Annotated in this window: 9 protein-coding genes and 1 pseudogene; 3 read left to right on the forward strand and 7 right to left on the reverse strand. The window is 61.9% G+C overall.

The annotated features are described in order from the left end of the window. Positions 1-417: 417 nt before the first annotated feature. Positions 418-2,232 carry a histidine kinase gene (locus tag KHO33_RS28965; RefSeq protein ID WP_200567508.1) on the reverse strand — a complete coding sequence of 605 codons (1,815 nt, stop codon included), beginning with the start codon at positions 2,230-2,232 and terminating at the stop codon, positions 418-420. Positions 2,233-3,201: 969 nt separating this feature from the next. Between KHO33_RS28965 and mqo the strand changes: the two are divergent. Next, positions 3,202-4,855: pseudogene (gene mqo, locus KHO33_RS28970) on the forward strand (malate dehydrogenase (quinone)). An 11-nt stretch (positions 4,856-4,866) separates the two neighbouring features. Further along, positions 4,867-5,355 carry a lipocalin-like domain-containing protein gene (locus KHO33_RS28975; RefSeq protein WP_200567509.1) on the forward strand — a complete coding sequence of 163 codons (489 nt, stop codon included), beginning with the start codon at positions 4,867-4,869 and terminating at the stop codon, positions 5,353-5,355. A 138-nt stretch (positions 5,356-5,493) separates the two neighbouring features. On the opposite strand, the gene KHO33_RS43010 is transcribed toward KHO33_RS28975, so the two are convergent. From KHO33_RS43010 to KHO33_RS29000, 5 genes are all read right to left on the reverse strand, one after another. After that, positions 5,494-5,766 carry a hypothetical protein gene (locus KHO33_RS43010; protein WP_200567510.1) on the reverse strand — a complete coding sequence of 91 codons (273 nt, stop codon included), beginning with the start codon at positions 5,764-5,766 and terminating at the stop codon, positions 5,494-5,496. 233 nt (positions 5,767-5,999) lie between these two features. Beyond that, the gene (locus KHO33_RS28985) at positions 6,000-6,476 is read right to left on the reverse strand and encodes a hypothetical protein (protein WP_200567511.1); all 477 of its coding nucleotides are present in this window, start codon (positions 6,474-6,476) and stop codon (positions 6,000-6,002) included. A gap of 5 nt (positions 6,477-6,481) precedes the next feature. After that, positions 6,482-7,963, reverse strand: coding sequence for a hypothetical protein (locus tag KHO33_RS28990; protein WP_211629240.1), 1,482 nt, complete (start codon positions 7,961-7,963; stop codon positions 6,482-6,484). A 203-nt stretch (positions 7,964-8,166) separates the two neighbouring features. Further along, entirely contained in the window at positions 8,167-8,667 is a 501-nt protein-coding gene (locus KHO33_RS28995; RefSeq protein WP_200567513.1) for a DUF421 domain-containing protein, read from the reverse strand. A 210-nt stretch (positions 8,668-8,877) separates the two neighbouring features. Then, positions 8,878-9,417: a hemerythrin domain-containing protein gene (locus KHO33_RS29000; protein WP_200567514.1), complete on the reverse strand. Its 540-nt coding sequence runs from the start codon at positions 9,415-9,417 to the stop codon at positions 8,878-8,880. A 150-nt stretch (positions 9,418-9,567) separates the two neighbouring features. Here KHO33_RS29000 and KHO33_RS29005 point away from each other — a divergent pair, with 150 nt between their 5' ends. After that, positions 9,568-10,806 (forward strand): DUF2252 family protein, encoded by a 1,239-nt coding sequence (locus KHO33_RS29005; RefSeq protein ID WP_200567560.1) that lies wholly within the window; start codon positions 9,568-9,570, stop codon positions 10,804-10,806. Between the two features lie 21 nt (positions 10,807-10,827). Here the strand turns inward: KHO33_RS29005 and KHO33_RS29010 are convergent, their stop codons facing one another. After that, positions 10,828-12,123, reverse strand: a complete 1,296-nt coding sequence (locus KHO33_RS29010; RefSeq protein WP_200567515.1) for an NRAMP family divalent metal transporter — start codon at positions 12,121-12,123, stop codon at positions 10,828-10,830. Positions 12,124-12,711: the final 588 nt, after the last annotated feature.

Genomic DNA, 12,711 nt, shown 5'->3' on the forward strand with positions numbered 1-12,711 from the left:
ATCATCCCCAAACACCCTGCCTGAAAAACTAGCAGGATAGGTTGATTGCCCGGCTCAGTTTTCAGTCGGCGCGATCCCTACATGTGGCTGAATTTTCGGTCGGCGTAAACACGAGCTACCGCACCATCAGGCGGAGAAGCGTATTGCCCGAACGCATACGCCTTCAACAGCAGACCACCCAGACAGACACACATGAGAACCGCAAACGCCCACCGGTCGATTTCGGCATCTTTCATCGCTGTATCCACATGTTGTGCTGATTGCAGGCCCGCGCTTTGTTGAAACGGATTATAGAAACCGGATACCTTCCGCCAGCTTTCTGTGCTGCTGCGAAATCATGGGTGTTAACCCGCAAACCCCGGACGACCGACGCCGGCGACTCGAGAACGCAGACTCGATTTCAATCTGCATTCCAAACTATTGCGATGTTTGATCGTTGTCTGCCCCAACCGTGAGCGGAATATGTATACCAATGACTGTGCCCTTGCCGGCCGCACTGTCGATCGTCATCGTCCCGCCGATCAGGCGCGTGCGTTCCTGCATGCCGAGCAGGCCGTACGAATTGCCGCGGCATGCCGTCGCCGGATCGAAACCTCGGCCATCGTCGCTGACGCGGAGGTCGAGCGCCGCCGCAGTGCTGATCAGCGCGACGTCGACCCGCGTGGCACCCGCATGGCGCAAAATGTTGGTCAGCGAAGCCTGCACGATCCGGAACACCGCGGTCGCGCAGGCGTCAGGCAGCGCCGGCTCGCCGCCATTGATGCGCAACTGGCACGGAATGCCGTTGCGCCGGCTGAAGTCCTCGACCAGCCACTCGAGTGCCGGAACGATCCCGAAGTTCAGCGCCACCGGCCGAAGATGGTTAGCGACGTTCCGGACCATCCAGATGGTTTTCTCGACCAGTTCGAGCATGTCGTCTGCCTTCCGTTTCGCGTCAGGGTCATCGCCAAGCCGCATCTTCAGCAGCGAAACGTCCATCTTCAGTGCCGTCAGCAACTGACCCAGTTCGTCGTGAATTTCCAACGCGATGCGCTTGCGTTCTTCTTCCCGAATTGCCTCCATGTGCGCGGATAGTTCGCGTAACTGGTCACGCGATTCGAACAGATCCTGCTCGGTGCGCGTGCGTTCCTCGATCTCCTGCTGCATCCTTTCGTTGGCCTGCGTCAATGCGGCCGTGCGTTGCTGAACCGTGATCTCCAGCCGGTCGTTGGCGCTCCGCAACGCGCCCTGTGCCTTGAGTTTTTCTGTGACTGCACGGCGACGCTGGATAGCATAGAGGCAGTAGAGCCCCGCGATCAGGAAGCCGCCTGTGACAAACGCGAGCGCCATGAGCTGCTGACGCCGTGCTCCGGCGACGTCGAGCAGGACCATGATCGATTCATCAGTCTGAGGCACGGGGCGCGTCACCACCAGATAGCGCTGGCCATGGTTGGGGCGGGTCCAATCGGGAAAGCGTGCAAACCAGGCCGTGGAACTCCAGTCCCCAAGGCGGCGATGGGGCAGTGTCTGGACTGTGCGCCCCGCATACTGCCGCGATGCCTGGATCTGGCTCTGCTGCGCCGCCGTGACGGGCCGGAGTGCCATGAATTTCCACGCAGGCACCGTCGAAATCACGATTACGCCATTGCCGTCGACGACCATGGCTGCTTCGGCCGGCGTTCGCCATGCGGATTCGAGCGCATCGAGGCTGACCTTCACTGCCGTTACACCGATTGGCACTGTGCCATCGCGCACCGCGCTCGCGAAATACAGACCGGGTATGCCCGTGTTCGTACCGATGCCGAAAAACCGGCCCGAGCCGTGCGCCAGAGAGTCCTTGAAGTACGGCCGATACGATACGTTGGTGCCAATGAAGCTCACCGGCAGATTCCAGTTGCTCGCTGCAATGACCGACCCGTGCAGGTCGATGACGTCCACGGCGACGCTGCCGGCTTCGCGGTTCACTGCCTCGAGATAGGTATTGACGGTTTGCAGCAGATCCGGCGGTACCGGGGACGGGGCGCTCAACAATGCGCGCACGCTTTCCTGCCGCGCGACGATCGCGGGCATCATCTCGTGCCTCACCAGTTCGCTTTGCAGATCGGCGGCGTACAAGGCGAGCCGATGGGCACCGACCTCTGCCAGCACGTCGATCGCGCGGTCCCACACGAATTCGACGGCGATTGCTGCGACGCCAAAGTACAGCGCCGCTGCGGCCGCCCACCCCCATAAGGGGATACCTCTAATCCTCATGCGCACGTTCGACCCCGGCTGTCGTGACGGAACGAACTTTTACATACATATGCGACTCGCCGTCGTGCCAGAGTATGTCGTGGGTTCCGCCCCCGACGGCCATAACGTTTCGTCCATTCCGCGCTTCGCGCCTCGTCGATACGTCGGACTTGATTCTAATGACAGTTTCTAGCTCCGCCTGCGGCCCGCCCGGCACCGGCCAGTTGGTCGATCTGCCGACAACAGTCTATCAGTCTACGGCGGACGTGCTGCAACGTCACGGCGCATACATTCTGACCGACAGTGCGTGCGATCCGGTCGAACCCCGCGTGACCTCAGACTTGCCGCCCAATCACCGGGGTCTTGTCACCAGGAGCAGGGACGGGAAGGACTTTGGCCGGCCGACCGGCTTGTCAGTGCATGAACGCCTGCCGCGCGATGTGCGGTGCGCATACCGCTCGCCATAAGTTCCTTCACTGCTTCAACCACCCGGCTTTCACCCGGGCGGCCGCTTCGGGCAGTCAGTCGGTATGGATGCCGGAGATATAGCGGCTGCACACGTTTCGTTTGGCGCAGCCGTAGGAGAAGATCATTCCCCCCGACAAACGCCCTAGGATGCTACCGGGCAACGCGGCGCGGGGCACCGGCAGCGCAGCACAGCGTCTCGAGACCGCCTTTCACCTGTTACCGATTCCGGCGAATTTCGCTGTCGCCCGCAACTTTTCCGGGCTGCAACGTCACTTACCCCCGCGAACGACCTGTGCTTCGCTCGTCGGAGTGCAGCGGCCATCGTGCATATTTCTGATGGTTTGCCAGTCAATTAGGAACATCGTTTTCCCGGCATCGATTCCGGCGAAACGCCTTGTCGCCCAACGAAGCCTGTTTCGGCATCTGACATGTGGCGCGGCCAGACTGGGGCGTATGACGCAAAGAGAATCAGGTTGGAAGTCCTGCCAAAGATTGTGTGGATATTGAGAAGGATTGTTCACTGTGGTTAATGCGACAAGAGCAGTTTTGTTGGGACTGGTTTTTTCCGTGGTTGCGCTTTCCGCGCATGCCGGCGAGACGAAAAAGGTCGATGTCCTGCTGGTGGGCGGCGGTATCATGAGTTCGACGCTCGGCGTCTGGCTTCATGAGCTCGAACCCGACTGGTCGATGATGATGGTCGAGCGTCTCGACGGCGTGGCACAGGAAAGCTCGAACGGCTGGAACAACGCCGGCATCGGGCATCGGGCATTCGGCGCTCGCCGAGCTCAACTACACGCCGGAGAAAGCCGACGGCAGGATCGACATCTCGAAGGCCGTCGAAATCAACGAGGCGTTCCAGGTGTCGCGGCAGTTCTGGGCGTGGCAGGTCAGAAACGGCGTGCTCAGCAACCCGCATTCGTTCATCAATTCGACGCCGCATATGAGCTTCGTGTGGGGCGACGATAACGTGCGCTATCTCAGGAAGCGCTACGACGCGCTGCAGGCGAGCCCGCTATTTCGCGGCATGAAGTATTCGGAAGACTTCGACCAGATCAGGCAATGGGTTCCGCTGATGATGGAAGGCCGCGATCCGAAACAGAAGGTCGCGGCGACCTGGTCCCCCGTGGGCACCGACGTGAACTTTGGCGAGATCACGCGCCAGTTCGTCGACTATCTGCAGCGCCAGCCCAATTTCAGTCTGTCGCTTTCCAGCGAGGTCCGAAGCATCACGCGCAACGGTGACGGCACCTGGCGGGTGTCGTATGTGAAAACCCATTCTGACGGCCCGCAACAGGACGTCGACGCGAAGTTCGTGTTCATCGGCGCGGGTGGCGGTGTGCTGCATTTGCTACAGGCATCGGGCATTCCCGAGGCCCGCGACTATGCCGCGTTTCCGGTCGGCGGCTCGTTCCTCGTGACGGAGAATCCGGAGCTCGTGAACCGGCATATGGCCAAGGCGTATGGCAAGGCGTCCGTGGGTTCGCCGCCGATGTCGGTGCCTCATCTTGACACCCGCATCATCGACGGCAAGAAGATCATTCTGTTCGGCCCATTCGCGACCTTCTCGACAAAGTTCCTGAAAAACGGCTCGTACCTCGATCTTCTCAAGAGCATGAATACGAGCAACGTCATGCCAATGGCGCACGTGGGCGTCGACGAGTTTCCCCTGGTCGAATACCTTGCCGGCCAGTTGATGCTGTCGGACGAGGACCGCTTCAACGCATTGAAAGAGTACTTCCCGCTTGCGAAGAAGGAAGACTGGCGCCTGTGGCAGGCAGGCCAGCGCGTGCAGATTATCAGGCGCGACAGTGCGAAGGGCGGCGTTCTGAAACTCGGTACCGAGATCGTGAGTTCGAGCGACGGAAGCATCGCCGGCCTGTTCGGCGCGTCGCCTGGCGCATCGACTGCCGCGCCGATCATGCTCAGCGTGCTGGAGCAGGTGTTCAGGGACAGGATCGCCACGCCTTCGTGGCAGCGGAAGATCCGCCAGATCGTCCCGAGCTACGGGACGAAGCTCAACGACAGCCCGGCGAAGGTCTATCAGGAATGGACGTACACGAGCGACATGCTGCAACTCGCGCCTCCGCCTCGGCTCGATCTCACCACCACGCCCCCAGCGAAGCCCGGGGCTGCGGCATCGTGGCCGGCCAGGGCTGCGGCTGACATGGCGCTATAACCACCAGGCGAATGATGAAATCATGGTCGATGGCGGCTACTGCCGCGCTTCTCTCTATCGCGTGCGTGCCCGGTGCGGTGCAGGCTGAACAGCCCACGCTAGCGGGATCGTGGCACCTCGTTTCCTACGAGGTCGAATCGAAGGACACTGGTGGCAAGATCGCAGCCATGGGTGAGCACCCGAGCGGCCGCGTGATCTTCACTGGCGATCACCGGGTGGCGTTCGTGTTGACGGGCGACGGGCGCAAAGCGGGTAAGAGCGACGCCGACAAGGCGGCCCTGTTGAACAGCCTGGTGGCGTACACCGGCATCGAGCGTACCGGAGACAATCAGTGGTGCACCGACGTTGAGGCCGCATGGAACCCCGAGTGGGTCGGCACGACGCAGTGTCGGGAATTCCGTGTCGCTGGCGGCCGCCTGGAAGTGCTGACACCGTGGAGGCAGATGCCGAACTGGCCCGGCATGACGCGGTCCATTATTACTTTCGAGCGTGACAGGTAAGGCAGCTCCGCCTGCGGCCAGAACGCCTTGCGAGGCAGCTGGTCTGACGGGGAATGTCGAGTGCATTGAATTCAAGACCCCGCGTTCGATCGCGCGCATCTTTTTTACCGGGCCTGTCAGTTTTCTTGTGTGCCGAGGTCATGAGACGATACCGGAAGGGGACGCCCCATGACCGACACAACAGGCGTGACGAAAAAGAACATGAAACAGGACGCGCCGGAGCGTTTCCCGGATGAACGGATCGATCAACTGCTCGGTCAGGTGCCGAACAGGGATGCCGGGTCGAATCCCGACGAGTCCGGCCTGGCCGGGCAAGGCGAAACCGGCAATCACGGTGACGGCACCAAGATCTTGTTGAGGCGCTTTGATCGCGGGAACGCGTCTGGAGAGCGGCGCGTATGTCGATGCCAACGCACTCGCGTCTTCGCCAGAGGGGAACTAAGGTCACCGCACGATGCCGGTGTGGGTCACAACGAGAAAACACAACGGGCCCCGCCCTTCAAACGCCTGGTGGTTTCCACAAAAATTCCACGTCTGCTCTCTGGTCCTGGCGGGAAACCAGTGCTACGTCCAAAGGCGGGACCGGCTGCCCGGCTGCGCCGAAGGAGCAGACAGACAGGAGCCGGAGGCAGCCGAAGTCGCGCTCACCGGTTACGCGGGACCGCTGATTTTTTCAGTCGCTGCACGGCTTCATCGACGTCGGAATCACTGTCGGTATCGTACTCGAGCGTGATCTTGCCTTCCCGCGTTTTCGTCACGTAAGTTCCGATCGCCCGCTCGATATTGCGCTCAATGACCCTTGGCGTATCGATCAATGCCTGCGCCGCGCGTGACAGCCAGAACGGCCCGCGTGGCTCCGTGTCGTCGAGCCCCAGTTCTTCCGCGCACGTTCCGCATGGTCGCGTCGTGCCGCCGAGCAGTTTGCGATCGACGGCCTCACCGAAATTTTCCTGTAGATCATGCTTGATCCGACGCTCCGCGTGCAGGTCGACGGTCTTACCGTGATCGGTGAACTTTTGATCGGGCACGCGGAACCCGTTCTCCGACATCATCGCGGCGAGCACCTCCCCCGGCGGCCCGGGCAGCGTGCTGGCGGAGCCGATGCGAAGAGCCGCGCGCAACTTCTTCAGATGTCGCAGCTCCCGGCCAGTGCTTCGGCCATCTGGCTCAACTTGCCGCGGCCGAGCTGCGTCGTCAGTTGCGCGTTCACGCCATTCAGATTGGACGACACGACAATGGTCTGTTCCCTCGCATGGTAGTAGGACTGGATCTCTCTCGATTCCGGATACCTTGTCTTCAGGACCGTAGACTGCCAGCGCAGCATCTGCCTCGCCCGGTTCACCTCGTGGGATCTGGGCTCGCGAACCTGATCGGGATTGTTCGCGTAGATTTTTTCCAGCCGGTTGGCTTTTCTCACCCCAGGGTCTCCCGTCGAGGACCGGACAATAAACACTTTGGCAGGGATGGTGCCCTGGGCCGGCAATTTCATTCTCTTCATCGCAGGTCCCGGCATGGCCGCTACCGGCTTGCCGAGCGAAGTCTCCTGCAACCGGTCGAGCTGTTCTTCGACACCGGGAATCAGAAATCCGTGGAAGTGGGTCAGCAGCGCGCAGACGGCGGTGCGCTCACGCACGACGCCCCCATCGCCGATGACCGCCGTGAACGCTTCGGGATGCACGTCCGCCTGCATCGCGGCCTCGCGGGGCGAGACCGCCGGGGTGCTTCGCAGGGCGTTCATCGCCGCAACGATGCGGGCCAGATCCCGTCGCAAGACCTGCAGAAATTGTCCGGCGTCGACGAGCGGCAGCGGCAGCGCGTCGGCCTGCGCGTGCTGACCGAGCGCTGTCAGCGCGTCGGCGAGCGCTTCCCTGTGCTGCGCGTAGTCGGGCATGCGCTGAACCGCGCCGATATCGTGGAGGCTGCCGTCAGCTGGCACAACGTGCAGGGCGAGGCACGACGCGTCGACACCGACAGCAGCGCCGATCTTCCATAACTGCGCTTTACCGCTGGCCGGGAAGGCGCGCAGCACGTCGACGAGCAGCGCCGCCGTCATCTTTTGTATGGTCCCCTCTCCGGACACAGGCAGGCTGGCCGCCGTTTCCACATGGCCCAGGCGTGTGAAGAGCTGTTGCAGGTCGTCCCGCGCTTGCGCATAGCCGGGAAGGCGCGCGACCGCAGCGGCTGGTCGTTTCAGCGAGCCGTCCACGACCGAAAGCCAGCCCGCGATCGTGCTTTCCTTGTATCCCGACTTCTGCGCGACAATGCCGAGCAACCCCGCGTTTTTGCCGCGCGCTGTGCCTCGCTTTGCCCCGTGCCCGATCAGCGTTTGAAGCATCGCTTTCAGCGCGGGCGCGTCCATCGCTTGCGGCCCGGCAGACGGTTGCGGCAAATTTTCTGCGGTGAGCCTGAGCGCTCGTGCAAGGACATTGAGCCGGTCGCGAAACAACGGATAGTCGGGCATCCTGGCAAGCCGGTCAGGTAAATTCCGGTACTGCCAGAAATTCGGATTCAGCCAGGACGTGACCGTTCCTTTCGCAAACGGATGCGCCCTGAGTGTGTCCGAGAGCGCGGCTCCGCGAACCCTGTCCGATAGAATCGTGTGGACCATTTCCGCCGTCGTGGTTTGACGGGATCGACCGGCAGATCATTCCGAGGTGGTCCAGATCGGCTTCGGTCTGCCGGGCCCTGATAGTCCTGACGCGCGCCATGCGAGCCCGGCCTGGCCCCGGAATACGGACGACTGCACGGCCACACGACGACCGGAGATTGGTTGAGGCCCGCGCGCTTCATCCGCTCATGCAGGACGCGGCACTACGAGCCATTCTTTTCCTTCCTGATCACACTTATCGCGCCATTTCGTTCGAGGACGGCTGCCTCGACGTTTGACATCCCACGCTCCCCGAGTGTCTGCCGTACGCTTTCCTGAATATCGGTGGCGGTCACGAGCGCCTTCGTCATCTCCGCCTTGTTGAACTGTCCTTTCCTGAAGACCTCTCTTTCAACGCCGACCATCAGTCGTTCCACCACCCGGCTGTACATGCATAGCCAGGCCAGCAGTCTGTGGAGCACTACTATGACGGTCGACGCGACGACTGTTGCGAGGAACGGCGACGCACCGACAATCGCCCGGCTTAGCGTGGCGCCGAGCAGGATGGCCACGACGTAGTCGAATGCCGAGCGTTGCCCGAAGGAACGTCGCCCTGCAACCCGGATCAGTGCCAGCGCGATCATGAAAACGACGAGCGCGCGCATGCCCATCTGTAGCACGTCCAGGTCCTTGCCCTCACCGAACAGTATCGCGATCGCATTCATGTTGCTCTCCTGCTGCCGGGAGACCTCACGCGATAAATATGCCTGGGCGGCGGGGAGCAAACGCACGGGCGGGGTACTGCGTACCGGAGGTCGCCGAAACGCTCGCGAGGGCATGGGGGACTCCGGCACACATGCTTACCCCGCTGCCCCGGCCAGACGCGGCCAACCGGACATGTTAGCGTTACCAGGACACAGCGGTTGCGCCTCAATTCATCTCCGGTCGCCCACATCTGTCGGCAGTTTCGCCTGCAGCTGAGTCTTCCGGGCGGCAAGCTGCTGCCCGAGGCGGGTCAGGTCCAGTCCTGACCTCCGCAGCTCAGGGAACAGTTCCAACTCCTCCTCCTTGACGTGATGTCTGACGCTTTCCGCCATGACCGTGAACGTTGCGTCAAAACCGTCAGCGCCGGGCTTGAGCGTGGCAAACTTCTCGATAAGGGTCTTGACGAGAAAGTGTTCGACGTACGCTTCGTCGACATCCTTCTTTTTGTCTTCGGGCAATACCTCCTGTGCCGCGGGGTAGAGTAGTTCCTCCTCGATCATCGCGTGCATCGTCAGTTCTTCGCACGCCCGTCTGGCAAGGGTGCCCTTCGCGTCCAGCTGGTCCTCACCGGTCTTCTCGAAGGCCGCGAAAAGTCTCTCTACTGCGCGATGCTCGGACTCGAGGAAGGCAATCGCGTCATCCGTCGACGAGGCCGCGGTCGCGGATGCTGTCGACTGAGCGCGTTTTGAATCATTGGTAGAAGTTGTCATGGTCTCTCCATCGTCAATGTACAAGGCAACTCGTTACAGCAAGCCTTGGACCCGGCGACCGACGGGGGCCGGTCATGCAATGAGGCGTGGCACGTTTCGAGCTTCAGCGAACGCGTGACAACCAGCGGCATGCTGCTCAGAGGAGGCTTCGTGACCAGAAAATCAGTCAGAACGGGTCGGTTCCCGGAGCCTGACGCAAGGCAACCCGTGCTTGCGGAGATGCGGCGGCAGAAAATGGCCCGTTCACCCCACGCGTACGAGCGGGGCACCGCCGCCCACTTTTACGCGTGGCTGGATAGCCGGCCGGCCGGAATGTTGCCGGAGGGGCCAGCTGTATGGATCTGCGGCGATTGCCATCTCGGCAATCTTGGACCCGTGGCGGACGCCGCCGGCAAGGTTGCGGTACTGGTTCGAGACCTGGATCAGAGCGTGATTGGCAATCCGGTGCACGACCTGCTCCGTCTGGGGTTGTCGCTAGCGACCGCAGCGCGCAGTTCCGATCTGCCGGGCGTGATCACCAGCCGCATCGCCGACGCGCTGCTCGACGGGTACGAGCAGGCGTTCGACGACGCACGCACCGACGAGACCAGCAGGACGCAACGACCCAAAGTTGTCAAGATCGCGATGAAGGAAGCGCTCCATCGGTCGTGGCGCCAACTCGCCCGCCAGAACATTGATCATGTCAGGCCCCACATCCCGCTGGGCAAACGCTTCTGGCCCCTGTCAGGGGACGAAAACAAGGCGATTCACACGTTGTTCGAATCCGGTTCCCCCGCGCTGATTCGCGCTGCGTTGGGCAGCAAGGTGAGTGGCGAATCAGCGATACGTGTCCTCGATACGGCGTACTGGGTGAAGGGGTGCAGCTCCCTGGGGCGTCGACGTTACGCAGTGTTGCTGGACATCGACGGGGCGTGTTCCGGCGGCGGCCCACCCTGCCTCATCGATATCAAGGAAGCGGTAGCACCCGCCGCGCCCAGGCAGCCCCGGCATCGTATGCCGCGGGACAACGGAAAACGCGTGATCGAAGGTGCGCGACACGTATCGCCGTCATTAGGCGAACGCATGATCGCGGCACGGCTTGATGGTTGCGCCGTCGTCATTCGCGAGCTGATGCCCCAGGATCTGAAGATCGAGGCCGAACGCCTTGGGGAGGCCGACGCTGTGAGGGCGGCGCATTTTCTTGCGCTTGCTGTCGGCAAGGCGCACGCGGGGCAGGTGGACGCGGGAACCCGCCAGGCGTGGCTCGCCGAGCTTCGAAGAAGCCGATCGAAATCTGCTGATGCGCCGTCATGGTTGTGGCGCAGCATCGTAGCATTGCTGGTGAGGCACGAAGCCGAATACCTTGAACATTGCCGGCGTTACGCCCTGGCGAGGCCTTCGCGCACCTGAACCGGACAGAACTGCGGAGCGCTACGTGAGCGCGAAGATCACGAACATCGCGCTCACGGCGATGGCCATGACGCCGGTTGCCGTCCAGCCGGCAATGCGCAGGCTGCTTCGTATGCGGAACTCACCCATGATGCGCGGATGCGAGGCCATTCTCATCATCAGCGCCATGATCGGAACCGACGTCACGCCATTAATCACGGCGCTCCAGTAAAGGGCCTTAATCGGATCAATGGACGTCAGGCCGAGCGCGAGGCCGATGACAGTTGCGGCGATGATGATGCCGTAAAACCGTTTCGCGAGTCCGGGCTCCAGTTCCAGGCTGTTTTTCCATCTGAACGTGCCCGCCATCGCGTAGGCCGCCGAGCCGGCAAGGACCGGCAGGGCGAGGAGTCCGGTGCCGACGATGCCGAAGCTGAACAGCAGGAACGCGAATCGTCCAGCAATTGGCTTCAGTGCGGCGGCCGCCTGCGAGGACGTCTGGATGTCATTGATGCCGTGGGCGTTGAGGGTCGCGGCTGTGGTCAACATGATGAAGAATGCAATGAGGTTCGAGAATGCCATGCCGGTCCACGTATCGATACCGATCCGGTTCAGCTGCCGTGTGCCCTGCGACGGCGCCTTTTTCAACGCAAGTGCTCCGGGCGCAGCATTGATCTCTTCAACTTCCTGGGAGGCCTGCCAGAAAAACAGATAGGGGCTGATGGTCGTGCCAAACACCGCGACGATGGTCGTCGCATAGCTACCGCTCCAGGAGAGGTGGGGCAGCACGGTTCGCAGCGCCACGGTCGGCCACGGAATGCCGACGGCGAATACGACGCCGACATAGGCAAGCAGGGCGAGCGTCAGCCACTTGAGCACGCGAACATAGCGCCTGTATGGAACGAAGACCTGCAGTGCGAGCGATGCGGCGGCCAGCAGGATCGTATAAAGCCGGGTTGGACCGCCGACCAGCAAGTTCACCGCGGCGCCCATCGCAGTCAGATCGGCTGCGATGTTGATCGTATTCGCAACCAGCAGCAGCGTAACGGCGCCGTAGAGAAGCGGAAGTGGATAGTGACGCCGAAGGTTCGTCGCCAACCCGTGACCACTGACACGGCCGATCCTCGCACTGACCAGCTGGATCGCGACCATCAACGGGTAGGTCAGCAGAAGGGTCCACAGCAGGTTATAACCGAACGCGGCACCCGCCTGCGAGTAGGTCGCGATGCCGCTCGGATCATCATCAGCGGCACCCGTCACGAGTCCCGGCCCGAGCTTCTCCAGCCATGGACTGGTTGGTTCCTCCGCTGTCCGTGAAGGATCGATGTCGGTGGTCATGGTGTCCCGGCAATCAGAAATGCTGTGGCCTGGCAGCCGACACGACAGGTTCGCGTCGTACCTATGGCCCGCGGAGCAATTTCTGCGCCTCGAGCACGAGCTGCGACGTCTGGCCGCCCAAACAAAGGCGGCGGCAGAAGCGCAGGTCGCGCTTCACCGCTTGCGGACCGAACGCCGGTATGGCCTGTCACTCTTTAGCCTGCGATTGGAACAGCGTTTCGCAAGGGGTGCCGAAACTGCCGTCGCCGTTCCTCGAGCGGGCAATATGGCGGGTACTCGTCGGCGCACTCTTCAACGCTGCCGTCCTGTTGTCGGGGTTCATACGCTGTTAGTTGACAGAGTCGGTCACTCGTCTCCGTCGCAGCCGATCATTGCGACTTCTACGCGAGGCAGGGAACGGCACAGCGCGGACGCTGACATTTGAATCACGCTCTGGTCGCCGAAGGTCTATAACTGAATCGGACAGCCCACGATGAAGTTACTGTCCAAGTACCGCGGGCGCGGGAGTCCGCGAGCTTTTCCCCGGGGAAGGAGACTCAGCGATTGTGACCGCGTGAATCCGTGCTTTGTCATTTCGAATCCGGATTA

The organism is Paraburkholderia nemoris (assembly GCF_905221015.1).
Taxonomy (GTDB): Bacteria; Pseudomonadota; Gammaproteobacteria; order Burkholderiales; family Burkholderiaceae; genus Paraburkholderia; species Paraburkholderia nemoris.

Coding starts and splice junctions, on each gene's coding strand:
- KHO33_RS28965 (WP_200567508.1), bottom strand. CDS start 2,232: ATGAGGATTAGAGGTATCCCCTTATGGGGGTGGGCGGCCGCAGCGGCG.
- KHO33_RS28975 (WP_200567509.1), top strand. CDS start 4,867: ATGATGAAATCATGGTCGATGGCGGCTACTGCCGCGCTTCTCTCTATC.
- KHO33_RS28990 (WP_211629240.1), bottom strand. CDS start 7,963: ATGGTCCACACGATTCTATCGGACAGGGTTCGCGGAGCCGCGCTCTCG.
- KHO33_RS28995 (WP_200567513.1), bottom strand. CDS start 8,667: ATGAATGCGATCGCGATACTGTTCGGTGAGGGCAAGGACCTGGACGTG.
- KHO33_RS29000 (WP_200567514.1), bottom strand. CDS start 9,417: ATGACAACTTCTACCAATGATTCAAAACGCGCTCAGTCGACAGCATCC.
- KHO33_RS29010 (WP_200567515.1), bottom strand. CDS start 12,123: ATGACCACCGACATCGATCCTTCACGGACAGCGGAGGAACCAACCAGT.